Origin of the sequence: Arthrospiribacter ruber (genome assembly GCF_019343195.1) — a bacterium.
Classification (GTDB): Bacteria; Bacteroidota; Bacteroidia; order Cytophagales; family Cyclobacteriaceae; genus Arthrospiribacter; species Arthrospiribacter ruber.
This window is the reverse complement of record NZ_RPHB01000003.1, coordinates 568,967-594,296: the sequence shown is the minus strand read 5'-3', so window position 1 is coordinate 594,296 and position 25,330 is coordinate 568,967. Positions and strand designations below refer to the sequence as shown.

Genomic DNA, 25,330 nt, shown 5'->3' with positions numbered 1-25,330 from the left:
ATAATGTAATTTGACTGGTGAAAGGAAAGGTTTGTCCTTTTCCTTATTTGAGAAATAAAAACCACCTAAGGACAGACAAAGTTCAACCCTAGGTGGTTTTTGATTGTTTGGTTTATTTAGTAAGGCAATTTCACTTTGCCCATTGATTCAATTCTACTCCAGGCCATTTCTATAGCAGCCTGCTGGGCAGGAATATTTTCCTCTTCTGATTTTTGGAGAATGGCAGTACAGATATCATAGATCTTGTCCGCATGAAGATAGGTTAGTTCTCTGTTGTAACCTCCTACATATTCTGCATACACATTGATCAAGCCACCAGCATTGATGAGGAAATCCGGTGCATATACTATGCCTTTTTCTAATAGGAGCTTGCCATGCTTTTCTTCATCCTGCAACTGATTATTGGCAGCGCCTGCGATTATCTGGCATTTTAGCCTGTCTATAGTCTGATCATTCACGGTAGCTCCTAAAGCACATGGAGCATAAATATCCATATCCAAATCATAAATCACAGATGGATCTACTACAGTGGTACCGGTCTCTTTGGATACTTTCTGCAACCTGTCTTCAAAAATATCAGTGATAAAGACTTCAGCTCTTTCTTTCACCAAGTGCTCAACCAAATATTTACCTACCTGTCCGATTCCCTGTACGGCAATCTTCTTACCCGTAAGGCTATCTGAACCGTAAGCTTTCTTTGCGGCAGCTTTCATCCCAAGGTAAGTACCGTAAGCAGTAACCGGAGAGGGATCTCCTCCTCCGCCCTTGACTTCCGGAAGACCAGTGACATATTTGGTTTCCATCGCGATATATTCCATATCGCTGGTTTTCATATTGACATCTTCAGCAGTAATGTACCTACCGCCGAGGCTGTTGATAAACCTACCAAATCTTCTTAGAAAAGCCTCGTCTTTTAACTTAGGATCCCCTATGATGACAGCTTTCCCTCCACCCAAGTTCAATCCAGAGATGGCAGCTTTGAAAGTCATACCTCTTGATAGCCTGAGTACATCCGTAATGGCCTCCGCTTCCGAAGCGTAATTCCACATCCTCGTTCCGCCTAAGGCTGGCCCAAGCACTGTATTGTGGATACCAATTATTGCTTTAAGCCCGGTAGGCTCATCATAGCAAATGACCAATTGCTCATGACCTAAAGAGGTAATCTGTCCATATATGGATCCTTCCCTCACTTTTTCCTCAGTATTTAATTCTACCATGTGAACTTGGAATTTTTAATTGTGTTATATTTGGGATTACTGCTTTGTAAAATCAGCGACACAAAATTATATATTTTGTTTGGCCTTTACTAATGCAATTAATGGAGTAATAAAAAACAAATCAAGTGATTTAAAAATTTTTCTTCTGTGAAACCATTATTACGCTTAAATAAGTTCCTGTTCAAATATAAGGGTTACCTCCTGTTGGGAATCGTATTTACTGTGATTTCCAATTTTTTTGTAATAATCCCTGCACAGTTGGTCCGGATTGCAATAGATTATGTGGTAGAAAGTTTTTCTTTATTTCAAGTGATTGAGGATGAGGTTTTAGCTGCTTCAGCTAGGACACAATTTCTTAAATATATATTCATTTTCGGTGCCTTGATCCTTGGCATGGCTCTTTTGAGGGGATTTTTTCTCTTTTTGATCCGGCAGACCATCATCATCATGTCACGGCTGATAGAATATGACATGAAAAATGAAATTTTCGACCACTATCAAAATCTCCCTTTAAGCTTCTACAGAAAAAACAGTACGGGTGATCTGATGGCCAGAATTACTGAAGATGTCAGCAGGGTCAGAATGTACTTGGGACCTGCCATTATGTACGGGCTCAACTTGTTGATACTTTTCCCTATGGTCATAGGGTATATGCTCAGTGTAAATGTAGAGTTGACTTTGTATTCCCTTATTCCTTTGCCTATACTTTCAGTCAGTATTTATTTTGTCAACAACCTGATCAACGAACGTTCTGAAAAAATCCAAAGAAGCCTTTCCGGTCTCAGCACTTTTGTCCAAGAGGCATTTTCAGGAATAAGGGTGATCAAGGCATTTGTGAGAGAGGAAGACAGTGCAAACCAGTTCAAAGAAGCCAGCGAAGATTATAAAGAAAAGTCAATCAGGCTGACTTTGGTCCAATCACTGTTTTTCCCACTTATCCTGGCCCTGATTGGATTGAGTACCATTCTTACCGTATATATCGGAGGTGTACAGGTAATTGATGGTACTATAGGCTATGGGGTCATTGCAGAATTTATCTTATATGTCAACATGCTGACATGGCCAGTCACCTCCTTGGGTTGGGTGACCAGCATCATACAGAGGGCGGCGGCATCACAGGAAAGAATCAATGAGTTTCTGGATGAAAAGAACCATATTGTGAGTAGTGAAGGCCTGGAAACTGTCATCAAAGGCAATATTGAAGTAATGGACCTGAGCTTTGTGTATCCAGATTCGGGAATTAGGGCATTGGAAAGCGTATCATTCACCATCAATTCCGGAGAATCCCTAGCGATCATTGGGACCACCGGATCCGGTAAATCCACCATTGCCAATATGCTGATGAGAATGTATGATCCAAGTAGTGGAAGTATTCTTATTGACGGAAGAGATATCAAAAGCTATGATATCGCATCCCTGAGAAAGCAAATCGGATATGTTCCTCAGGATGTTTTCCTTTTTAGCGACAGTATCAGCAACAATATTGGCTTTGGACTGGATACTATTCCTGATGGAGTAGTAGAAAAAGCCGCCAAGGATGCTGACGTATATGAAAATATCGTTGAGTTCCCTAATGGATTTGAAACCAAACTGGGTGAAAGAGGCATCACTTTATCAGGAGGGCAAAAACAAAGGGTATCCATAGCCAGGGCCATCGCGAAAGAACCAAGCATCCTACTTCTGGATGACTGTCTATCTGCTGTAGACACCAAAACTGAAAATGCTATCCTTACAGCATTGAAAGACATCATGGCTAAAAGGACTTCCATTATCATTTCCCATAGGGTATCTTCGGCCAAGCTGGCCGATAAAATTATCGTCCTGGATGACGGTAAAGTAGTAGAACAAGGTACCCATCAATTCCTCATGGATAAAAAGGGGGTTTACGCGGAGCTATACGAGAAGCAAACCCAAACACCGGAAACTTTGGAAGAAAAATAAGGAGCATGGTTCACCTTTGATAATCACAATTAATTTTCAGAAGCACTCCTAATTCCTAGTCCTACTTTGTCAGGTTAGAAAATGACAAGAAAAAACCTGCCAGATTTCTTTTTATAATAATAAAAAATAAATCTGATTTGGCTTATAAATATGGCAGGTTTGACCTAATCTACTACTTTAACAAAGCAGGACTAGTTATTAATATAGAAATCACTATTTTTCAGGTTACAAATCAAACCATTGAACCATGTCTAACAAAAAAACAGGATTTGACGAAGTAGAATCCCTGCTTCAGGAGATCGGTGCCAAAATAGAAGAGCTGATCGAGAAAGGAAAAGAAGTTGGCGGTGAAGCAAAAGAAGACATCGAGAAAAAAATAAAAGATCTCAAGGAGAAGAGGACCACCCTGGAAGAAGAGTTTGAAAAGGGAAAAACCAAGTTTGAGAAATTCTATCAGGAAAAAAAAGGACAGATGGAGCCAAACCTAAGCGAATCCGCTGGGCATTTTAAAGAAGGTTTCAAGCAGATTCTCGAAGGGATCAAGACACTACTTGGCTCTAAATAATCCATCTTCAATAACCATATAGAAATTCAAATTAGGGATTTTCGGTATTTACTGTGATCCCTCTGCTAAGGGTAAAATAAAGCACTATCTTTGCCCCATGAATTTACTATCGGTCGATAACTTAAGTAAGTCTTTTGGTGAAAAAAGGCTTTTTAATAATATCTCATTCGGAATTAGTCAAGGAGAAAAAGTAGCACTGGTCGGCATCAATGGAGCAGGCAAATCCACCTTGATGAAAATTATCATGGGCATAGAAGTTCCCGACTCCGGAGAGATTGCCATCAATCAACAGATCAAAGTCTCTTATGTTCACCAAAACCCGGTGTTCGATGCTTCATTGACCATTTACCAAACGATTTTTGACAGCAGTGAGAGCGAAGTACTTAAGGTCTTGGAATCTTACAAAAAAGCCATGATCGATTCTGAGAATGGCATAGACAACGGAGCCAAGTTGCAGGATATTTTTGAGAAAATGGACAGACTTCAAGCCTGGGATTTTGAATACCAGATCAAAGAAGTACTGGGAAAGCTAGGACTTCATGACACTGACATGAGTGTGGGAAATCTCAGTGGAGGGCAGAGAAAAAGAGTCGCTTTGGCAAAGGCCATTTTAGAAAAGCCTGATTTGCTATTATTGGATGAGCCCACCAATCACCTTGACCTGGAAACCATAGAGTGGCTGGAGGATTATCTTTCCAAAGCCAACCTTTCCCTGCTTATGGTGACTCACGACAGGTATTTCCTCGAAAAAGTCACCAACCAAATTCTGGAACTGGACCAAGGAGGCATGTTCAGGTATTTGGGCAACTATGGCTATTTTCTCGAAAAAAAGGCAGAGAGAAGGGAGGCCGAAGCCAGTGAACAGGAGAAAGCCAAAAGCCTTTACAAAAAAGAACTTGAATGGATCAGGAGGCAGCCCAAAGCCAGAGGTACCAAAGCCAAGTATCGGGTGGATGCCTTTGAGGAAACCAAAGAAAAGGCTTTCCAAAAGAGGGAAGAACGGGACATTCAACTGACTGTCACCACTCAAAGGCTGGGAAATAAAATTCTCGAAGTAGATAAGATCACCAAATCCTATGACAATAAGACTCTGATCGACTCCTACAGCTATACTTTCAAAAAAGGTGATAAAATCGGAATCGTGGGTCCAAACGGTGCCGGAAAGACTACTTTTCTGAATATGTTGACCGGACTAATAGAGCCGGATGCAGGAAAAATCAGTAAAGGTCAAACCACCGCCATAGGGTATTACAGACAGGAAGAAGACTCCTTTGATGAGTCAAAAACCCTGATCGATATAGTAAAGGATGTGGCGGAAGTAGTGACCATAGCTGGAGGCGCTACTATTACCGTCTCCCAGTTTCTTACCAAATTCGGTTTTCCTCCCAAGCAGCAGTATACTCCCATTGCCAAATTAAGCGGTGGGGAAAGAAGAAGGCTTCAGCTGCTGATGGTCCTGATCAAAAGTCCAAACTTTCTGATTCTGGATGAACCTACCAATGATCTGGACATTGTCACTTTGAATACCTTGGAAGACTTCTTGGATGATTTTCCAGGCTGTCTTATAATCGTATCTCACGACAGGTATTTTATGGACAGGTTGGTAGAGCACCTTTTTGTATTTGAAGGTGCCGGAAAAATCAAAGATTTCCCCGGCAACTATACAGATTTCCGGGAATGGGAAAAAGAACAAAGAGCTGCAGAAAAATCAGCTCCTTCGGCTCCTGCAGTCACTGCCCCGAAAAGCCAGAACAACAGTCCAAAAGCCAAAGCAAGTTTTAAAGAAAAGAAGGAGTTTGAAGAACTCGGATCACAGATAAGCCAATTAGGTCAGGAAAAAGAAGAATTGATTGAAAAACTTTCCTCCGGATCGGAAGACATAGAAGAGATTACCTCATGGTCTGAAAGGATCAAAAAAATCGATGATCTGCTGGAAGAAAAAGAAATGCGCTGGCTGGAACTAAGTGAAATGGAAGGAATCGAATGACCCCTTCCATTTTTTTTTAATCTATTTTTTAGAAGGGAATTAAAAATCCATATCCTCATCATATTCCTCTCTTTCGCCTCTTCCATTTCTATCTCTGAAACCTCCAAATCTCCATGTAAATGAAAGCGTACCAATCCTTGTTTCCCTATTGAACATCCTGTCTTGTACAAATCTCTGATCTTCGGCTCTGATACGGAAAATCCTGGTATTGAATATATCACTCACATTGGCCGAAATGGTAGCCCTGTTGTTCATGATATTTTTTCTAATACCTGCGTTGATTCCCCAAAGCGGCTCTATCTCTCCCTGTGGAAGTACGATCGGCCCTCTGTAATTTCCCTGAATCTGTACAGTTGCAAACTTTGGCACTGCCATGTTTGCCAGTAAAGACACTGTCCAACTAAAGTTGGAATTGTTAAAGCCTTCTTCGATATTGTCGCCGATGATTTCTGAATAAAACAAGTTACCCGTCAAAGTGGCGTCAAACCAATCCGTCACCTGAATCTGATTGACCAATTCAAAACCGGTAGCACTTCTGCTGTTGGCATTTTCTCTTGTCTGTACAGCTACATTATTATCATCCACCCTTACTACTCGTGTCAGAATGTCCGTAGAAAACCTGTGATAGACTGTAGCATTCATCAAGTACCTTTCCCAACCTTTCATATACCCTACTTCATAGCTATCGGTCAACTCAGGCTGAAGGAACGGATTACCCACACTTAAATTAAAAAGGTCAGCTACTCTGAACAAAGGCGCCAATGCCCAAATATTAGGTCTGGAGATTCTTCTCGAGTAATTGGCTGTAAACTCCTCCTCTTTTCCCAAATCATAAGACAAATAAAGGGATGGAAAAAGGTTAAAGTAATTATTGACTACCACGTTTTGGTTACTTTCCTGCAAGGAAGTTGTCTCTGTGTATTCTCCCCTCAGACCACCTTGGTAGCCAAACTTCCCCAATTTGTTTCTATAACTCATGTATCCAGCGTAGACATCCTCCCTAAAATTAAATCCATCACTAAACTGATCATCCATTACAGGAATAAAATTAGTGGTTTGGTCCCCCTGAAAGAAATCCTGTCCTCTGTCCCATTCACCAAATGTTCCTTTCAGGCCTGATTCAAATTTACCTCCATTTTGGAACGGCTTTTCATAGTCCACCTGTAATACCCAAAAGTTACTCCACTGTGGTCTTTCATTGATCTGGATGAGCCTGTTGTCGGGAACTTCCTCATTAAAAGAGTTGAAAAATCTCTGGTCATAAAATTCATCCTGAAATCTATCATCGTAGGAATAACTGGCAGAGGTAAACAACCTTTGGCCCAAGGTATCTATTTCCCAGGTATAATTGACCCCAGCCTCGATGTTGTAGCTTGTTCTGGTATCCTCGTTATTTCTGACAAACAGACTATCCAATTGCCCGATGGAATTCAGGTTTCTTTGATTGAGATCATTAAAGCTGTAACGGTCCCTGAAATTGGCTTGGGCATAGACACCAAAGGTTTTGTTTTCAGTGATATTCCAATCCAAACCTGTGCGTACCAAATGACTGACATCAAAACTTTCACCATAATTATCTTGGTCCAAAAACGGAGAAACATTTGGTATGAAGGACTCTCTTAGTCCTTCTCCTTCCCTAAACAATCTTCTGTCCTGAAAATTATAAGATGCATAAATATTGACCTTTTCCAGACCGTAATTCATATTAAAGCCGGCTGTATATTTATCTCTTGTACCTATGGATGCATTAACCTGACCATTTAAGCCCGTTTTTTCATTTTTCTTTAAAATAATATTAATGATCCCACCAACCCCAGCTGCATCATATCTTGAAGATGGATTGGTAATCAGTTCTACGGATTTGATACTATTGGCGGGAAACTGCGCCAAAATACTCTCCGCATCATCACCGGAAAGATTGGATGGTCTGCCATTGATGTAAATGAGGATGTTTCCGCTGCCGCGCATGCTTATTCCTCCCTCGTCATCTACTTGAATGGAGGGTAACGTCTCAAGAAGTTCGGTGGCTGTTGCTCCTTCTGCAACAATACTGTTTTCTACATTAAAAGTCCTTTTGTCTATATCACTTTCAAACATGGACTGTACTCCTTCCACTGTTACTTCCTGAAGATTTTGTGCGTCCGGCCTCAAGCGCACATTACCCACATTTAATGTGTTCCGGTCTCCTACATTTATATTTCGAAAATAATTCTCATATCCAATAAATCCGATTCTCAAAATGTAATCTCCAGATTCAGCAGGAAAGTCAAATGTACCATCAAGCTCTGTCATACCTCCCGTCACCAATGCAGAATCTGCAGGATTCAGTAAAGCGACATTGGCGAACTCCATAGGATTGTCGGAACCCCTTTCAAGTACCTTCCCTTTGATGGTGTAGCTCTGACCGTATAAACTGGATGATGCAAGCAATAGAATTAAAGAAAATAAATGAGTTAAAATAGGTTTCATGTTGGTATTTTTCAATTGTGGCAATCTCGAAATTACAAAACAAAATATCGGTTGTAAAGTCGTTTTTGATCATCGGTGCACTAAATGATTAAAATTAAACGTTAAAAACAGTTAAAAATTCTGAATTTAACCAAACCTTAAAAGGCTAAACTTACCTTTTTCCAATGTCATAAAGTGTATTAATATTCATTAATACTCCTTTTAGAAAACGAATAGAGCAGGACATTGTTTATAATATATATGTATATACACTGATCGGCCTTATCATGGTATAAAAAGTCAATTCTTTACATGGACGGGGCGTAAATGCTCTAATTTTTATTTAAAAAGCAATAAATTAGGATTCGAATTGATTACACCTGCTCACTTATGTTTCCGAGTTCCTTTCTTCGCGTTATTTTATTTGGTCAAATTTGTACCACTTTTTTACTGTTTTCGAACATTCATACTGGATTTTGTCAGCAGAACCAAATCGACAAACTGAAGGACCAACTGCCGGCAACTGATGAAAAAAGGCTGGAAATTTTCCAAGATCTGCTGCCTTTGCTTTATAAAGAAGGGACTGAAGAGGATATTATCACCTATTTTCCCGAAGGTATAAATTTGGCCTTGCAGCAACATGAATTTGATGTAGCAGGAAGATGGTCTATAGAACTCTACCAAGTATATGAGCGGATGCCTGGTCAAAGACAAAAAGCCTTGGAATTGATGCAAAGAGCTGTTGATTTTTCAAAAAACGTTGAATCAAGTGTACTAAGAGGCAGTATCTTTTTGAAATTAGCAGCAGCCCATTATAATCTTGGGGATTTTGACACTGCGATAGAAGGATACAGTCAAGCCATAGAAGAGTTTGAAGTTCAGGACTCCATATATGTGGCGGACGCCCTGTTTTTCAGGGGTCAGGCCAAAGACTACATCGGCGATTTTATTAACTCTCTCACGGATTATCAACAGGCTGCTTTGTATTATGAACTATTAGGAGATGATGAGTTTACTGCGCATGTTGAAAACAGCATGGGCATTCTTTTCAGCAAGTATGAACTTTATGAGGAAGCTGAAAAAATAAGGTTGAGCCTTCTGGATAAATACCAAAATCTCGGGTTTGACAGGGAATGGGCTGTGGTCATGTTGAACCGTGCCTCCTCCTACAAAAAGTTAGGACATGAGGAAAAAAATCGAGAATTGTTACTGGAGACCTTTGATTTTATAGAAAAGGAAAACTTAGAAGATCCCGAGCTGGAAATATCGGTAAACTTAGCACTAGCCATACATTATGCCACTACCGGGAATCAGGAAAAATACCGCTTTCACTATGACAAAGCAGAAAATCTCCGTGAAGAAAAAATAGGTTCAGGCTCTTTTCTTGACCTTACATTTTTAAGAGCAGTCTATTTGGGTGAAAAAAACTTCAGCAATCCGCAAAATGCGATCAAGTCACTGAATGAGTATAAAAGTTTGGCCTCACAGCTCGATAAGTTCTCAGACCAAATGGACGCCTTAAAATTTGAAGCGGACTTGATGAATGACCTTGGCAGGCATAAGGAAGCTTTTGAAGCCTTGACAAAATTGACCGAGAAAAAAGACTCTTTGATGGCCGTAAATAAAGCCGCCTCTTTCGCCTTTTATCAGACCCTGTATGAAACAGAAAAAAAAGAAAGAGAACTGCTGAATAAGGAAGTGGAAATAAAGAACATCACTGCCAGCAATCAGCGCAGATTGGCCTGGATCATTGGAGGATTTTTGACCGTCCTTGTATTGCTTTCCATTCTCTATCTCTATAGAGGCCTTCAATCAGCCAAAAAAGCGCGGGCAATGCAGGAACAATTTTCCAGAGATCTCCTGGTATATCAGGAAGAAGAAAGGAAGAGGATATCCAAAGACCTGCACGACGGGTTGGGTCAAAGCCTTCTTTTGATCAAAAACAAAGTAGCTATGAGTGCAGATCCTTCAGCTGCGGGTTTACTCAATTCGGCTATAGAAGAGCTACGTGGTATATCACGCTCCCTGCATCCATTTCAACTTGAGGAGCTGGGCTTGACCAAAGCCATACAAAACACGCTGGATCACCTGGACGAAGAGACAGATATCTTCGTCTCTTCTGAACTGGACGATGTAGATCACTTATTGTCTAAAGAGGAGCAGCTCCATATTTACCGAATCCTTCAGGAAGTATTCAATAATATCCTCAAACATGCTGAAGCTTCAGCCGTAAGGGTACTATTGCTATTGGAAAACAGTAACATCAGCCTTTCTATAGAAGACAATGGTATTGGATTTGACTTTTCGGAAAAATACCAGGACTTCGGTAGTCTGGGTTTGAAGACACTTAAAGAAAGGACTGCTGGACTAAAAGGAACCATGAAAGTAGATTCAGAAAAAGGCAAAGGGACTAAATTCTCATTTTATTTTTACAAATGAAGAAAAAAATGAAACTGGTAATCGCAGATGATCACCCACTCTTATTGAAAGGTCTTAAGGATTTTTTGGAAGAAAACGGCTATCACATTACAGAGATGGCCAATGATGGGCAAAAAGCCTTCGATGCTATCAAAAAACATATCCCTCCTATGGCCATACTAGATCTTGAGATGCCTTCCATGACCGGTATCGAAATAGCCAAAGCTTGTAAAGAAGCCAAACTGGATACGAAAATCATTCTTTTTACTTTGCACAGAGAATTGTACATTTATCAGCAAGCCAAAGAATTGAATATTTCAGGATATCTACTCAAGGAGTTTGCTACAGAAGAACTCCTTCACTGTATTGAACAGATACAGTTAGGTAAAGAATATTTCAGTGACAAACTTTTTCTCAAAAAGCAGGATAAAAACCTCGCCCAAGAAGGTGGAAGCCTCACGCCTTCTGAAAAAAAAATCCTGAGATTGATTGCTGAGGGAATGACTACAAAAGATATTGCGGATCGGCTTTTTGTGGCAGAAAGGACCGTAGAAAAACACAGGAGCAATATCATCAACAAACTCAACCTCGACAAAAAACACAATTCCCTTTTGGTCTGGGCACAGAAAAACAAAGGCATAATTTTTTGAGACAGCCCATGTCAAAAGCTAAAAATACGTGGTAACACGTATTGATTGGCCAGGATATACATTTTACATTTGAATATCAAACCATTTCACTAATGCCATGAAAATCAGTTCTACTTTTGGAGATTTTAAAATCACACAATCTATCAGCAAATCAGATGAACTTTTGATGATGTCAGACTGGGAAAGCCTGGTCAGAATTTTTGATAGTAAAAGGGTATTTATGGTAAGTTCCAAAGAAAGGATTTTTGGGGTTTACCTTAGCAGGCAGGAATGCGCGGATATCTTCTGCAAATTCTTAAAAAACATTGAGCTGTTGGATCTGGACTCCATCAGCATCGAAAACACTACACTTTTTGAAAGAGTAGTTTATAATGGGTGATTAGACTGAAAAATGGCGGGTATTAACCCGCCAATTTTTTTAGTGTATGTCTGATCAGTTCATCTACGATTTCATTGGCATTATCTGCAAACTCATGGGTGATCCTATTGGCAACAATAGCATTGAGGCTCAGCACTTCATGTCCCAGCAATCTTCCCATGGCATAATAGCCCGCAGTTTCCATTTCAAAATTGGTCAGTTCAAACCCATCCACATTGACCTGGCTTAGCTTTTCTATGATATCAGGAATGGCCGGCTTTAACCTGACCTCTCGTCCCTGAGGACCGAAAAATCCAGGACAAGTTACAGTATTTCCCTGAATCAATCCTCCACCTAGCAAATCGAGCAACTTTTGGGAACCTTGAATACAGTACGGCAAAAAAGAAAGCCCGAGTTCCTTTTGGATTTTTTCGCCAACTGCCACTTCTAAATCCGTGAAATCAGTCTGGTAGAATGCCATCAAGGTATCCAAGCCAATTCCATAAGCAGAGGCCAACATTGCCCCGGCGGGAATGCTTGCTTGCATACTACCCGAGGTTCCCACCCTGATGATATCCAAGCTCGTATGTTTTTCTTTTGGAAGTCTGGTCTCCAGGTCTACGTTGACCAAAGCATCCAACTCGGTCATGAAAATCTCAATATTGTCGGTACCCATTCCAGTACTCATCACAGTAATCCGCTTGCCCTGATAAGTTCCTGTGTGGGTTACAAATTCCCTCTTGGACATGGTAAATTCGATCTCATCAAAATACTTTGAGACTTTTTCAACCCTATCAGGATCCCCTACTGTAATAACAGTTGAAGCCAGGTGCTCTGGCTTCAAATTGAGGTGATAAATACTTCCATCTGGATTAATGATCAGTTCCGACTCTGGAATTCTTTTGCTCATTGATAATGCTTTTAATTTTTTTCTTGTCTTCTCCTCTGAAAATACCTTTGTAAGGATTGTATCCATTGGACTTTTTCTGATAATACCCGGTACCATCATAAGGTCTTTTTTCGGGATGCTCTTTGCAAGCTATGGAGCAAGCTCCTTCCATTTCCCATCCGCATTTTTCGCAGATCGGAAGGTGTTCGTTGCAGGTAGGATTGGCACAATTGACCATTCTGTCACTTTCTGTACCACATACATAGCAGGTGGAAATCACCTTGGGATTGACCTTATTGACATCTACCGCTATCCTGTTGTCAAACACATAACATTTGCCTTCGAAGTCCTCTCCTCCGGCTTCCATTCCGTATTTGATAATACCGCCGTGAAGCTGGTAAACATCTTCAAATCCCTGCTCCAACAAAAAAGCAGAAGCTTTTTCGCATTTGATTCCTCCTGTACAATAAGTAAGTACCTTCTTGCCTTTTAGGTGCTGAAGTTCCTCTACCTTTTGTGGAAAATCCCTGAAATTGTCAATATCCAGCGTAATGGCATTTTTGAACCTTCCCAACTCATGCTCATAATTGGATCGCACATCCAAAATCACCACATCATCTCTGTCTTTCATGGCCTTAAACTCTGCAGGCTCAAGGTGCTTTCCTGTTTTTTGATTGGGGTCGATATGTCTGAGGCTACTGTGGACGATTTCCGCCTTGGCTCTGACATGAATCTTTGCAAAAGCATGCTGATCGTGACTGTCAATCTTGAACTCGGTCTTGGCAAAGCGGGGATCACTGTGCACATAGGCCATGTACTTTTCACAGTCTTCTTTCAAACCTGACACGGTACCGTTGAGGCCTTCAGGGGATATGATGATCCTTCCCCTGATGTTGTTTTCCACACAAAAAAGGTGGTGTTCTTCTCTGTATGCCTCTGGATCCTCGATCTGGGCATAGCAGTAATAAAGCAAGATGCTGTACTTTTTGTCTTCCATAACTTAAGCCCTGTTTCCGACAGGGTGTTTTGGTATTTGATAGATAAATTATTTTTTTACTTTTTGATGGCTGTAGCTGGATTTCCAAACACGGTCTGTCCATCTTCCACATCGGATATCACCACCGAGCCAGCGCCTATACGTGCATTGGTTCCGATTTTTACTCCTGACACTATGGTGACTCCAGATCCGATAAATGCTCCTTTACCTACTTTCACTCCTGAATTGACCACAGATCCAGCACCCACTTGTACAAAGTCTGCGAGCTCTGCTTGATGGTCTATTATAGCACCTGTATGCAAAATACAATGACCTCCAATTTCAACCGAAGTACCTATGGTCACTTTTGCATTGATAAAATTACCATGACCTATAGCAGCATTTTTGGAAATGTAGGCTGTCTGATGTATGGCATTTACGGGCTGCATCTTCCGGTTATCCTGAAGCATCTTCACCAAAAACTGCCTGTATTTATTGTCATCAACCGCCACAAATGCTTCGCACTTTTTACCGATCAGTTTCAAGAATCCTTCATCCTCTGTATGCCCTAATACAGACACTTCATTGATTTCGGTTCCATGGATAGAGGCATCCTCATCCAAAAAACCATACGTAATGACATCATTACTATTGAAAATTTCCAATGCTGCCTGCGCTATTCCTTTCGCTCCTAATATGATTACAGGTTTTTCCATTTCTTTTCTTTGATCGGAGTGCAAAAGTACAGTAAATCAAGCTTCCAACCAAAAATCAAACAGACCTGGCCTTGAGAAGGGACTGCCCGATTTTACAGTCCATACATTTTTTGGGAAGACAATAGGTGTTGTACAAGCCTATCATCCCCTGACTGTCAAAGGCATTGCTGCATGACCATTGATATAAGGTAAATTTTCGGGTGATGTGATTGGACTCGGCTTCTATTTCCTGAAGCAGGTCAAAGCATTTGTCTTTCCAAATGGGATCCTCCACATATTTTCCGTAACTGTACCACAAAGGAACCACAAAATTGATAGCCAATAACTTCAGGGAATTTTTACTGATCCGGTCAGGCAAGGCTTTTTTGGAAGGCTTTCCTGGCTTAAAATGTAATTTCCAGTACTCCGGAACCCTGAGTTCAAATAGCCTGTAGAACTCATCTAGGGTGGAAAAATCATAAATGGCGTCACTGAAAATGTTTTTCCCTTTAGACAAAAAAGAAGTGAGTTGTGCCAATCTGAGTACGGGGCTGTTGACAGGACGGACTCCCATAAACTTCCAATCTGAAGGAAAAACGACAGTTTTGAGGCCGTATTTTTTCCTATAAAAGCTGTATTCCCTTGCCAAGACTTCCGTGTAGGGATCCTGGATAAGTTCTCCCAGAAACCCTGCTTGTCCAAACAACATCGCTTCAATGGCTTGGGGAAGATGGCTGGATTTTTTGAGGTAGCTGTAAGGCATACTTTCCGAAAGTCGGTACATGGTCAGGGCATTGGTCTTAAATCCGAAACTTTGGAACAACCACCTGTATGAAGTCTCCTCCCAATTGCCGTTAGTTTCGTCCAAGATTTCCATTACCCTTTCTGATTTGGATTCCAACCTCTCCACCAATGCCCTTTCCAGCATGGAGAATTTTTGTATATCCTTGATCTGAGTCAAAAAGTCTCCGCACACAATCCCATCATCTGACCTGATCAGTTTCTCATAATTTCTGATCACATCAAGTAAGATTTTCCCATTCAGTTCAAGAGTGGGGATAGAACTGCCGTCTTTTCTGAGAATGGGCTTATCATTGTAATATACTACATGTAGTATGACAGAATTGTATCTTGAGTCGGCATCGTGCTCATGGTTTTTCCAATCAGACGCGAAGCGGTGAACCTCCACATGGCCAAAGAAATCCACTCCACCTACCCTGATACAGGCTTCCAAAAAATCCGGCCCATGAAAAAAGTTATGGTATCCGATTTTTTTGATTTCAAGCGGCTGACCATCTGTGGTCTTGAGGTTGTTTTTATCAAAATACTGGTATTTCCATACAGCCTGAAGAAAATCCTCTTTGAATTCCATAAAAATCAAGATTTAAAAACTAAAGATAATGACTACTTAAAGCACTATTAAGTTAATTCCTTTTTGAGACTTGAAAAAAATTTAAGGTAATTTATTTGTGATTTTCAATGCTTCTGTACAAAATTCTCCTTTTAACGTAGAATTTTGATACAGAATTTTCCTTTTACCGTGAGTATATTTAACAAATTCCACATTTATATAATTTTTCCAACAATCTATATTCTTAACAAGGTGTAAAACAGTCCTTGTTCAAAGCGCAATCGATTTCGTAAATATCCCTCTTACACATGATTTTTCACCTAAGAATCATTGTAAATTTTGTACTTGATAAATTTCCCGAAACGATACAATGGCTTTGTCTTTAAAAATAAAATAGAAATAGCCTCCTTAAATAAAGAACCAATCTATCAATTACAATAACCTAAAATTTATGAAAAATTACATTAAAGGAGGGTTGGCTTTAGTCGCACTTCTATTTGCCTTGACAATACAGGTCAATGCGCAAAACAGAGTGATACAGGGCACAATCACAGATGAAAACGGAGAGCCAATACCCGGCACTTCTGTAACTGTAAAAGGTACTACTGTAGGAACAGTAGCAGATATCGATGGAAACTATTCACTGAATGCTCCCGAAACAGGAGTTTTGGTATTCTCATTCATCGGTTTTCAAACAAGAGAAGTCCAAATCGGAAATGAGTCAGTAATAAACATAAGGCTTTCCGAACAACTCTCTGATCTAGGTGAAGTAGTCATAGTCGGATATGGAGTCCAAAGAAAATCTGACCTTACAGGTTCTGTCTCATCAGTAGGTGAACGGGAAATCAAACAGGTAGCTGTAGCTTCATTGGATCAGGCCCTCCAAGGTAGGGCTTCAGGGGTACAAGTGACTCAAGCCTCGGCAGCACCTGGCGGGGGTGTTTCTATTAGGATCCGAGGAGGAAATTCAATAAATGCATCGAACGAACCTCTTTATGTAATAGATGGCATTCCATTTTTCCCCAACAATGCCACATTCTCACCAGGTGCAACGGGTGGTGCCCAACCGCAAAATGCTTTGGCAAACATCAACCCAGGGGATATCGAATCCATGGAAATCCTAAAAGATGCTTCTGCAACAGCTATCTATGGTTCAAGGGGAGCCAATGGTGTAGTTATCATCACAACCAAACGAGGCAAAGCCGGAGCAACAAATGTGGATTTTGAAAGCTACTATGGTGTTCAACAGGTAGCCAGAACCATCCCTCTATTAAATGGGGAAGAGTTTGCCATCATTGCAAATGAAGCCCGTGTCAACAGAGGTCAAACGCCAATTTTCTCCCAAGAACAAATAGCAAATTTCAGGAATAACAGTACCGATTGGCAAAATGAGGTCTTTAGGGAGGCTCCTATTCAAAATCACCAAGTAACTGTATCAGGAGGAGATGCCAAGACAAGATATGCCATTACCGGGAATTATTTCAATCAGGAAGGAGTGATAATTAATTCTGGATTTTCAAGGGGCTCTATCAGAGTCAATGTAGATAAAACCCTAAATAATAAAGTGACTGTCGGCAATTCTTTGACGGTGTCAAGATCGGTAAACAACCAACAAGTTACTGACATTACACGAGGAGGAGTGGTCAATGGAGCTTTGGTATTTTCACCAACCCTACCTGTTTTTGATGAAGACGGAAACTATACTTTTGACAATAGTGCTATACCAGGTTCTCAACAGGTTGGAAACCCTGTACAGGATGCCATGGAAACTTTGAATAAAACGATAACCAATAGGGTTTTAGGAAATGTGTACATGGAATGGAAAATTTTGGAAAATTTGAATTTCAGGGCATCCGGAGGTGTAGACTATCAAGGAGGACGGAGGGATTTTTATGCCCCAAGTACAAACAACAGGGGAAGAAATGCCTTCGGTTCAGCACTGGTAGAAAAGAAAGACATTTTTAGCCCAGTTGGGACATTCACACTCAATTATGCCAAAAAGTTTGAAAACAATAGTCATCTGACTCTTTTGGCCGGTTATGAAACACAGTCTCAAATGGTAGATTTTGTAGGAGCTTCGGCCACAAACTTTCCTACAGATGCATTGGGTTCAGACAATTTGGGCCTTGGACAGATAGTAGGGACTCAATTTTCAGGAAGAAGTTTATGGAGACTTGATTCTTGGTTTGGAAGGGTAAATTATACTCTTTTTGACAAATTCTTATTTACAGGAACATTCAGGGCAGATGGCTCATCCCGTTTTGGAGCAGGTAATAAGTGGGGGTATTTCCCCTCTGCTGCTGTAGGTTATAACATGAGCAATGAAAACTTTGTAGCCAATACCAACTGGCTGAGCACGGTCAAAGTAACCACAAGTTGGGGTTTGACCGGTAATCAGGAAATAGGATTGTATCAATCTCTTTCCCAACTCAACACTGTAAGGAATGCTTTTGGTAACGTCATTGCCATAGGTTTGGCACCTGGGAGAATCCCAAATCCAGACCTTCGATGGGAAAAAACAAACCAAATCAACGCGGGCTTGGAAATAGGTCTTTTTGAAGACAGGGTCTTTTTTGAAGCAGCTGCATATTACAAAAGAACGCAGGATTTACTTCTACCACTTGACCTACCTAGGTCAACTGGATTTGAAACAATCCTTCAAAATATAGGTAGCGTGGAAAACAAAGGGTTGGAACTTGCTGTCAACAGTACCAATATAAACGGAAGGTTAAAGTGGGTGACGAATGCAAATATTACCTTTAACCGCAATCAGGTTTTGGAGTTGGGACCAGGTGAGACTTTCAGGTTGGCCCCAGGCACTGGCGATGGCCACCTTCAGATAGCCAATTCCAGCATACTTCAGGTAGGTGCTCCAGTTGGAAGCTTTTTTGGAATGGTAACAGACGGTATCTATCAAGAAGGTGATGAAATATTACCCGGAAGCAGTTCCTTCGGGTCAGTGGGACCAGGTGACATCCGGTATGTAGATGTAAATGGTGATGGAGTAGTAGACAATAATGACAGAACTATCATCGGAAACCCTCAACCCAAATTCTTTTTTGGGATGAACAATACCTTCAATTATGGAAGCTTTGATCTAGCCATCTTTATCAATGGCACCTATGGTAATGATGTCTGGAATGTAAACAGTCATGAGCTATACAGAAATGACGGGGCCACAAACAATGTCCGCGATGTGATGAACAGATGGACTCCCGAAAACCCTAGCAATGAATGGCCTAGCTCGAGAACAAGACCTTTTGTACTATCGGATAGACATATTGAAGATGCCTCTTTCTTAAGAATAAGAAACATTACACTCGGATACACCTTGCCAGCAGTAAAAATAAATTGGATGAGATCCTGCAGAGTTTATATTCAGGGGCAAAACCTGTTCACTTTTACAAACTATTCCGGGTTTGATCCAGAGGTCAATTCCCTTGGTCAAAACCCAATCGGAATCGGTATTGACAGAGGTACTTTCCCGATGGCAAGATCATTCATAATGGGAGTAAACTTAGGACTGTAATTTTTAGGAATATCAATTGATTTACAAAATTCGACACAATATGAAAATAAATAAAATATATACTATTGGGCTATTCCTCATTGCTATGACTTTCAATAGCTGTGAAGAAGCACTCCAGGAAGAGGTCTTCAGCTTTATTGCGCCCGAAAACTTCTACAACTCCGCTACAGATGCAGAGGCAGCGCTAGTCGGGGTCTATGCAGGATTTAGACTGATTCATATGTACGACCGTCACTATATGATTGGTGATATGGGATCAGATGACACATTTACTGGTGAATTCAGAGGCAATCAGGATAGAATCCAAATAGATGAGTTTACAGTTGATCCCAATAATGGCATCATCAGAGAAAGATATGAAAATGCATATATTACCATAAATAGAGCAAATGCAGTAATCAGTCGAGTACCGGGAATTGAAATGAATTCCCAGCAAAGAGAAAATATCGTGAATCAGGCACGTTTTCTACGCGCTTTATTATATTTTGATCTGGTACAGCTATTTGGAAATGTTCCATTGAAAATAGAAGAAACTTTAAATGTAAACGATGTGGCGAGTCCAAGAGTAGATTTTAACAGGATCTATGATGAAGTAATTATCCCGGACCTTCAGGCAGCCGAAAGTCTTCCGGAATCACCAAGGTTGGAAGGACAAGCCACGAACACGTCTGCAAAGGCACTTTTGGCCCGGGTATATTTGGCAAGGGCAGGAAATGACCCCAACTCACCATATTGGGCTTTGGCAAGAAATAAGGCAAATGAAGTAATAGAGTCAGGACAGCACCGATTATTGAATGACTTCAGAGATGTATTTCAAGTCGAAAACCAAAATAGTCAAGAACATGTGTTCTCTATTCAATTCTCATCCCTACAAGGGGTTGGAAGTTCTTTCCAAGAATTCTTTATGCCAAGAGGAATCAATTCCACCACAGGTAATGGAAATGGTGTTAATGAACCGACTCCGGATATTGTACAGGCATACGAAGAGGGAGATCTAAGATACAATACTACATTTCTACTGGAATTGCCTCTGGCCAATGGAACAAGTAATTTCTATGATCCTAAAGGAAGTTGCCAAGGGTTTCCTACACCTTGTATTCCGCAGCCATACATTGGAAAATATTTGGAAATTGCACCACCCAGAGGTAATTTAAATTACCCAATATTGAGATATTCTGATGTTCTTCTTATGTACGCCGAGGCCGCCAATGAAGCCAACGGAGGGCCAACTGGTGAGGCTTATTCAGCAATCAATCAAGTTAGAAATAGAGCTGGACTGCCCGATTTGGCACAAGGATTATCCAGAGATCAATTCAGGCAGGCTGTGCGACATGAAAGAAGAGTAGAACTGGCTTTTGAAGGAATTCGCAGATATGACCTAGTAAGGTGGGGAACATTGCTCGAAGTAACCAGAGAACACTTTCAGAGGTTTTACCCTAACCTCTCCGGTAATGTCAGAGACCATCATTTACTTTTCCCTATTCCTCAAAGAGAAATCGATCTCAATCCAGGAATAAGTTTAGCTGACCAAAACCCTGGATATTAAATTGATTAAACTTCCCGGATTCTGTTTAAAAAAGAACCGGGAAGTTTAACTTTTTAATTTATTATTTCGAACCCAATCCTTATCTGAAAAATCTTAAATTTCCTAGAATACAAAACGTAAGAAAAACTTCTTTTAAAGCAAAATCTTAATAGCTAAACTTGGCGACAGTAATTGAAAAGCAGCATTTCTTGTGTTGAGTGTCACTGAGCCGAAATCGTCATATAGTGCATCCCGACTGGTGAGGAAATTCATAGGCCCTGTTTGCAGGTAATTGACCCTCAGCTCCAGAAAAACATCACCCTTTTTTTCTAATGGAACCATAATCCCCCCTCCCAACTGATACAGGTATGACCAATCATACACCTCTGTACCTGATGACAAAGGCTCGGTCAGCCGGTTTTCACGAACTTTGGATCGGGTGTAGGTATGAATTCCACCTAGCTGACCTTCCACGAAGGGTTTGACACCAATTCCAAAATCCGGCATTAGGCGAACAACAGCTGAAAGATTTACCGCATTGTTATTTCTCCGAATTCTGAAATTCTGATCTGTACCATTGATGATATTGTTGCTTCTTTCTACAGCAGTACCATACAACATGTACCCAAACTCACCTCCTACATAAATAGGAGTATTTGAAAGTTTGTGCAGGTAGTTCAAGCTAATTGATGGAAAAAATTGGTTCCCTACTTCAGATTGAAACGAACCGACAGGAAAACCTGCATTGAAATTTATCCCTGCTATTCCATCCTGTCCTCTGACTGAAAAGGAAACAATGGAAAAAAGAATTAAAGTGTAAACAAATCTTTTCATACCGTTGGAATTTTAAAAGTCTATTTGTCAATTCGAACGGGAATTAAGAGGTTAGGTTTAAAATAAAATGCCAAAAACCATCCTCTTCTGAAGTCAACCCTTCTTCTCCACCAGCATCCCTGTAATTTCATTCATCGCCTTCACCTTATACTCAAAATCACCCTTGAGCGTATCACGGTAAGCGTTGAGGTTTTCTAATAGTTCATCGATTTCTTCAGGAAGTACTTCTTCCAACATTTGGCGCAGACGCTTAGCTGTGGTAGGAGATTTGCCATTGGTGCTGATGGCGATTTTCAGATTTCCTTTGGTTACGATGCCACCGAGATAAAAGTCACAGAGCTCGGGCGTATCCGCTACATTGACCAGGATATACCTTTCCTTGGCTTCGTCATGAATTTGCTTATTGATCTCTGGGATATTGGTAGCAGCAATGACAAGGTGCTTTCCTCCCAGGTACTTTTCATCATAAGCATCCTGAATCAGGGTCACATTAGCTGCCTGCCCGGCCAATTCCAAAAACTCAGCATTAAACTCCTTGGAAACCGCTGTGACCTGAGCTTTAGGACTGCTCTTGAGCAGAAAACTCAACTTTTCTGTCCCCACAAATCCACCCCCTACCAAGAGTACATTGAGCTGGTGAACTTTGAGGAAGATGGGGTATAATGGATTCTTTGACATATATTTTGAATATTGACTAAATTACAAACAATCAAACAAATACAGAGATTATTGGATATTCATTGATATTAGATATTTATGGATATTGGTTCAAAACCTCTCAGTTTTTGGATTATAAAATCCATTTCCTTGTTATGTTACAATAGCTATTTGAGCTTAATTTTTCCGGATCAAAATTCATATTGTAGTAGATCAGTAAGTTGATAGATTGAAACAATAATTTCGTTTGGATCAATATCAATTAGTATCAACTAATATCTTTACAGAAAAGAATAACAACAATTTTCATTCAATACAGAATTTACCAAATGACACATTTTTTTTGGTACTAATATCTATTAGTATCCAATATCCACTAAAATCAATTCTTACTTTACAGCTATTTTTTCCACTTCTTCATAAACCTCCTTTAGACGATAACTTTCCCTCACCACTTCCCCAATAATAATGATGGCGGGGGCGGCAATCTGGGAGAGGCGGGCTTTTTCTTCTATATCGGAGATGGTACCTGCTACCAATTTTTCTTCCTTGGTGGTTCCACTTTGGATAATGGCAATAGGCATGGATGTCCTGCCTTCATGCTGATAGCAAGCGACAATTTCCGATAGTTTTTTGGTCCCCATCAGTATCACTACTGTAGCGGTAGACTTGGCAGCAAGCGCTATGTCCCTGGACATTTCTCCCGAAGTAGTGGTGCCAGTGATCACCCAGAAACTCTCTGAGCTGCCTCTTTTGGTTACGGGAATTCCTACTGCCGCAGGAACAGAAATGGCGGAAGTGATACCTGGAACCACCTCTGTCGGGATGCCAAAGGCTTCGATATAATCAATCTCTTCTGCCCCTCTACCAAAAACAAAGGGATCGCCACCTTTGAGCCTGACTACATGGCCATGCTTGAGCGCATGCTCCACACAGAGCCTGTTTGTTTCATCCTGAGGACAGCTGTGTTTGCCTACTCTTTTACCTACAAACACCTTAATGGCGTTGTGCGGGGCATGTTTGAGCAAGGATTTATCTATCAGCGCATCATAGAGCACTACATCAGCCTTGTTGAGCGCAAGGATTGCCTTGAGGGTAATCAGCTCTGGATCACCAGGTCCTGCACCGACTAGGGTTACTTTTGGTTTTGTACGGTTTATCATGCTGTCACCTCCTTTTCTCTAAATGCACTGATTGCTTCAAATACCCCAGCGGCTTGTTCGTAATAAGTTTTTGCAAATTCCTGTGAAGGTTCTTCTTGCTGGATCTGATAGACTATCTCAGCAAAAGGCTTCCCTAGCTCTATTTTGTCAGTTTCGGTGAAGGTTTCGTCAAAAAGCTTGATGATGTTTGCGTAGGAATTGGTGCTTTTGCCTTCGCTGAGCAAGATGGCCTTAGCCGCATTGACCAAAGCAGCATAAGTGTGGTATATACTATCCGACCACCTGGCTTCTTTGTAGGCTTCTTCCGAAAGCTCCAATTTCTCTCTGGCTTCTAATAATAAGGTAGCCACCAAATCGATCACCACACCGGCACATTCTCCTACGCCAACTGCTACTTTATAGGCATCTTCATTGCCCCAGTCGACTTGGTCAGCTTCGGTCAGCGTGGCGGTGTCGGTCAGGACTTTCAGGATATCGTAGAAATAAATCTGCCCTTTGCGGTCATAGTAGTCAAGGAAGCTCTCGGATTTTTCCCCAAAAGTTTCGAAGTCTTTGATCAGAATTCTCAAAGCTTCAGGCCCTCTTTTGCTCGGTATTTTGATCACCTTATCTGCAAATCTTCCATTTCCGTTGCCCAATGTTCCTCCTCCAAGCAATACCTGAAGTGCAGGAAACACTGTTTTGCCCACCTTCATGGACATTCCCTGAAAGCCTATGTGTGCCATGTTGTGTTGCCCACAGGCATTCATACAACCTGAGATTTTAATGGTCAGATCAGTGTTTTTCAGGTATTGTGGGTATTCGTTAAGAATCACTTTCTCCAACTCTCTCGCAATTCCGGTGCTACTGGCAATACCAAGGTTACAGGTATCTGTACCAGGGCATGCGGTGATATCACCAAATGTATTGTAACCGGCATCTGAAAGACCGATTTTTTGTAGTTCCTGATAGAAAAAAGGAACAGCTTCCTCTTGTACGTCACGGATCAGGATGTTTTGACGCAAGGTAAATCTGATTTCGTTGTTGGCGTATTTTTGCACCAATTCCGCCAACTGTCTTGCCTGCTTGGTGCTGAAATCCCCCAAAAGCACCTTCACACCTATAGATACAAAACCCTTCTGCTTTTGGGGAAGCACATTGGTCAACTTCCACTGTTCGTAAGCCAATGACAATGGTGCCTCAGCTGCAGGCACGACAGGTCTAGCCTGGGTAATGGTAGATTCGTAAGTCTTGTAATCTATAGGGTATTTTTGATAAGGTAGTGCATTTTTTTCTTCATCCACCAACCTCAGAAATTCCTCCAAACCGATATCATTGAGCAAAAATTTCATTCTTGCTTTCATCCTTCTGGCACGCTCACCATGTCGATCAAATATCCTCAAGACCCCTTCAATGAAGGGAATCAGTTCATCTGTTGGCAAAAACTCGTGAATCAAGTCTGCATGCCTTGGCTGGGAACCTAAGCCTCCTCCAAGAAGGACTTTGAAACCTCTTTGCGCTTGTCCTTCGATATTTTTCAGTTGGGGGATAAAACCTAAATCATGCAGGTAAGTCAAGGCGGTATCCTCCTCAGAAGCAGAAAAAGCCATTTTGAACTTTCTGCCCATTTCTTGGCAAATTGGATTTCTCAAAAAGTATTGGAAAGTAGCCTCAGCATAGGGAGTTACATCAAATGGCTCCTTAGGATCCACTCCAGCGGTCTCAGAAGCTGTCACATTGCGGACGGTGTTTCCACATGCCTCTCGGATGGTCACATCATCTTTTTCCAGCTCCGCCCAGAGCTGAGGTGTTTCATCCAGACTGACATAGTGGATCTGAATATCCTGTCGGGTAGTGATATGAAGCTTACCCGTAGAGTATTTCTCAGAAACTTCACAGATTCTTACCAGTTGCTCACCTGTGGATTTTCCATAGGGCAATTTGATTCTGATCATCTGTACTCCCGGCTGACGCTGACCGTAGATTCCACGGGCCAGACGAAGGCTCCTGAATTTTTCCTCGTCGATTTTCCCATCCCTGAAAAGTTTGATCTTCCTTTCCAGTTCAATGATGTCCTTTTGGACGATGGGGTTTTCTATTTCAGTTCTGAAGCTTTCCATTTTTATTTATTCTCTATAGGTTTGATAG

The 25,330-nt window shown here is 41.0% G+C and carries 18 protein-coding genes; 8 read left to right on the top strand and 10 right to left on the bottom strand.

Annotation, left to right across the window (positions count from 1 at the left end):
• Positions 1-116 precede the first annotated feature (116 nt).
• Complete coding sequence (locus tag EGN73_RS08425) at positions 117-1,217, bottom strand: Glu/Leu/Phe/Val family dehydrogenase (protein ID WP_246611510.1); 1,101 nt, start codon at positions 1,215-1,217, stop codon at positions 117-119.
• A gap of 147 nt (positions 1,218-1,364) precedes the next feature.
• Here EGN73_RS08425 and EGN73_RS08420 point away from each other — a divergent pair, with 147 nt between their 5' ends.
• The 3 genes from EGN73_RS08420 to EGN73_RS08410 all read left to right on the top strand — a co-directional run bounded on the left by EGN73_RS08420 (position 1,365) and on the right by EGN73_RS08410 (position 5,710).
• Complete coding sequence (locus EGN73_RS08420; RefSeq protein ID WP_219288274.1) at positions 1,365-3,158, top strand: ABC transporter ATP-binding protein; 1,794 nt, start codon at positions 1,365-1,367, stop codon at positions 3,156-3,158.
• Positions 3,159-3,405: 247 nt separating this feature from the next.
• Entirely contained in the window at positions 3,406-3,723 is a 318-nt protein-coding gene (locus EGN73_RS08415) for a hypothetical protein (RefSeq protein WP_219288272.1), read from the top strand.
• Positions 3,724-3,820: 97 nt separating this feature from the next.
• Positions 3,821-5,710, top strand: coding sequence for an ABC-F family ATP-binding cassette domain-containing protein (locus tag EGN73_RS08410; protein ID WP_219288270.1), 1,890 nt, complete (start codon positions 3,821-3,823; stop codon positions 5,708-5,710).
• Between the two features lie 39 nt (positions 5,711-5,749).
• Here EGN73_RS08410 and EGN73_RS08405 read toward each other — a convergent pair whose 3' ends face one another.
• Positions 5,750-8,179, bottom strand: coding sequence for a TonB-dependent receptor (locus tag EGN73_RS08405; RefSeq protein WP_219288268.1), 2,430 nt, complete (start codon positions 8,177-8,179; stop codon positions 5,750-5,752).
• A gap of 543 nt (positions 8,180-8,722) precedes the next feature.
• Here EGN73_RS08405 and EGN73_RS08400 point away from each other — a divergent pair.
• The 3 genes from EGN73_RS08400 (at position 8,723) to EGN73_RS08390 (ending at position 11,605) form a co-directional block, all read left to right on the top strand.
• Positions 8,723-10,597, top strand: a complete 1,875-nt coding sequence (locus EGN73_RS08400; RefSeq protein ID WP_246611509.1) for a tetratricopeptide repeat-containing sensor histidine kinase — start codon at positions 8,723-8,725, stop codon at positions 10,595-10,597.
• 8 nt (positions 10,598-10,605) lie between these two features.
• On the top strand, positions 10,606-11,226 hold the full coding sequence (locus EGN73_RS08395) for a response regulator (RefSeq protein WP_219288264.1): 621 nt from the start codon (positions 10,606-10,608) through the stop codon (positions 11,224-11,226).
• A 97-nt stretch (positions 11,227-11,323) separates the two neighbouring features.
• Positions 11,324-11,605: a hypothetical protein gene (locus EGN73_RS08390; RefSeq protein WP_219288262.1), complete on the top strand. Its 282-nt coding sequence runs from the start codon at positions 11,324-11,326 to the stop codon at positions 11,603-11,605.
• Between the two features lie 22 nt (positions 11,606-11,627).
• Here EGN73_RS08390 and EGN73_RS08385 read toward each other — a convergent pair whose 3' ends face one another.
• The 4 genes from EGN73_RS08385 to EGN73_RS08370 are packed head-to-tail and all read right to left on the bottom strand — an operon-like array spanning position 11,628 to position 15,516.
• Entirely contained in the window at positions 11,628-12,494 is an 867-nt protein-coding gene (locus EGN73_RS08385; protein ID WP_219288260.1) for a nucleoside phosphorylase, read from the bottom strand.
• The gene (gene trhO, locus EGN73_RS08380) at positions 12,457-13,470 is read right to left on the bottom strand and encodes an oxygen-dependent tRNA uridine(34) hydroxylase TrhO (protein ID WP_219288258.1); all 1,014 of its coding nucleotides are present in this window, start codon (positions 13,468-13,470) and stop codon (positions 12,457-12,459) included. The genes EGN73_RS08385 and trhO overlap by 38 nt, the downstream gene beginning before the upstream one ends.
• Positions 13,471-13,526: 56 nt before the next feature.
• The gene (locus EGN73_RS08375; protein WP_219288256.1) at positions 13,527-14,165 is read right to left on the bottom strand and encodes an acetyltransferase; all 639 of its coding nucleotides are present in this window, start codon (positions 14,163-14,165) and stop codon (positions 13,527-13,529) included.
• Between the two features lie 55 nt (positions 14,166-14,220).
• Positions 14,221-15,516: a DUF2851 family protein gene (locus EGN73_RS08370; protein ID WP_219288254.1), complete on the bottom strand. Its 1,296-nt coding sequence runs from the start codon at positions 15,514-15,516 to the stop codon at positions 14,221-14,223.
• Positions 15,517-15,946: 430 nt separating this feature from the next.
• Between EGN73_RS08370 and EGN73_RS08365 the strand changes: the two genes are divergently transcribed.
• Positions 15,947-19,024 (top strand): SusC/RagA family TonB-linked outer membrane protein, encoded by a 3,078-nt coding sequence (locus tag EGN73_RS08365; protein ID WP_219288252.1) that lies wholly within the window; start codon positions 15,947-15,949, stop codon positions 19,022-19,024.
• A 40-nt stretch (positions 19,025-19,064) separates the two neighbouring features.
• A complete protein-coding gene (locus EGN73_RS08360) occupies positions 19,065-20,570 on the top strand; it encodes a RagB/SusD family nutrient uptake outer membrane protein (RefSeq protein ID WP_219288250.1) in 1,506 nt (501 codons plus the stop codon).
• A gap of 132 nt (positions 20,571-20,702) precedes the next feature.
• Here the strand turns inward: EGN73_RS08360 and EGN73_RS08355 are convergent, their stop codons facing one another.
• The 4 genes from EGN73_RS08355 to EGN73_RS08340 all read right to left on the bottom strand — a co-directional run bounded on the left by EGN73_RS08355 (position 20,703) and on the right by EGN73_RS08340 (position 25,302).
• Positions 20,703-21,383 (bottom strand): hypothetical protein, encoded by a 681-nt coding sequence (locus tag EGN73_RS08355; RefSeq protein WP_219288248.1) that lies wholly within the window; start codon positions 21,381-21,383, stop codon positions 20,703-20,705.
• A 93-nt stretch (positions 21,384-21,476) separates the two neighbouring features.
• Positions 21,477-22,061 carry a precorrin-2 dehydrogenase/sirohydrochlorin ferrochelatase family protein gene (locus EGN73_RS08350; protein WP_219288246.1) on the bottom strand — a complete coding sequence of 195 codons (585 nt, stop codon included), beginning with the start codon at positions 22,059-22,061 and terminating at the stop codon, positions 21,477-21,479.
• A 368-nt stretch (positions 22,062-22,429) separates the two neighbouring features.
• Complete coding sequence (gene cobA, locus EGN73_RS08345; protein WP_219288244.1) at positions 22,430-23,203, bottom strand: uroporphyrinogen-III C-methyltransferase; 774 nt, start codon at positions 23,201-23,203, stop codon at positions 22,430-22,432.
• A complete protein-coding gene (locus EGN73_RS08340; protein WP_219288242.1) occupies positions 23,200-25,302 on the bottom strand; it encodes a HEPN domain-containing protein in 2,103 nt (700 codons plus the stop codon). The genes cobA and EGN73_RS08340 overlap by 4 nt, the downstream gene beginning before the upstream one ends.
• Positions 25,303-25,330 lie beyond the last annotated feature (28 nt).

What these genes read in the sequence shown, in the direction of transcription:
- EGN73_RS08425 (WP_246611510.1), bottom strand. Translation starts at nt 1,217, where the DNA reads ATGGTAGAATTAAATACTGAGGAAAAAGTGAGGGAAGGATCCATATAT.
- EGN73_RS08415 (WP_219288272.1), top strand. Translation starts at nt 3,406, where the DNA reads ATGTCTAACAAAAAAACAGGATTTGACGAAGTAGAATCCCTGCTTCAG.
- EGN73_RS08410 (WP_219288270.1), top strand. Translation starts at nt 3,821, where the DNA reads ATGAATTTACTATCGGTCGATAACTTAAGTAAGTCTTTTGGTGAAAAA.
- EGN73_RS08405 (WP_219288268.1), bottom strand. Translation starts at nt 8,179, where the DNA reads ATGAAACCTATTTTAACTCATTTATTTTCTTTAATTCTATTGCTTGCA.
- EGN73_RS08395 (WP_219288264.1), top strand. Translation starts at nt 10,606, where the DNA reads ATGAAACTGGTAATCGCAGATGATCACCCACTCTTATTGAAAGGTCTT.
- EGN73_RS08390 (WP_219288262.1), top strand. Translation starts at nt 11,324, where the DNA reads ATGAAAATCAGTTCTACTTTTGGAGATTTTAAAATCACACAATCTATC.
- EGN73_RS08385 (WP_219288260.1), bottom strand. Translation starts at nt 12,494, where the DNA reads ATGAGCAAAAGAATTCCAGAGTCGGAACTGATCATTAATCCAGATGGA.
- trhO (WP_219288258.1), bottom strand. Translation starts at nt 13,470, where the DNA reads ATGGAAGACAAAAAGTACAGCATCTTGCTTTATTACTGCTATGCCCAG.
- EGN73_RS08375 (WP_219288256.1), bottom strand. Translation starts at nt 14,165, where the DNA reads ATGGAAAAACCTGTAATCATATTAGGAGCGAAAGGAATAGCGCAGGCA.
- EGN73_RS08370 (WP_219288254.1), bottom strand. Translation starts at nt 15,516, where the DNA reads ATGGAATTCAAAGAGGATTTTCTTCAGGCTGTATGGAAATACCAGTAT.
- EGN73_RS08365 (WP_219288252.1), top strand. Translation starts at nt 15,947, where the DNA reads ATGAAAAATTACATTAAAGGAGGGTTGGCTTTAGTCGCACTTCTATTT.
- EGN73_RS08360 (WP_219288250.1), top strand. Translation starts at nt 19,065, where the DNA reads ATGAAAATAAATAAAATATATACTATTGGGCTATTCCTCATTGCTATG.
- EGN73_RS08355 (WP_219288248.1), bottom strand. Translation starts at nt 21,383, where the DNA reads ATGAAAAGATTTGTTTACACTTTAATTCTTTTTTCCATTGTTTCCTTT.
- EGN73_RS08350 (WP_219288246.1), bottom strand. Translation starts at nt 22,061, where the DNA reads ATGTCAAAGAATCCATTATACCCCATCTTCCTCAAAGTTCACCAGCTC.
- cobA (WP_219288244.1), bottom strand. Translation starts at nt 23,203, where the DNA reads ATGATAAACCGTACAAAACCAAAAGTAACCCTAGTCGGTGCAGGACCT.
- EGN73_RS08340 (WP_219288242.1), bottom strand. Translation starts at nt 25,302, where the DNA reads ATGGAAAGCTTCAGAACTGAAATAGAAAACCCCATCGTCCAAAAGGAC.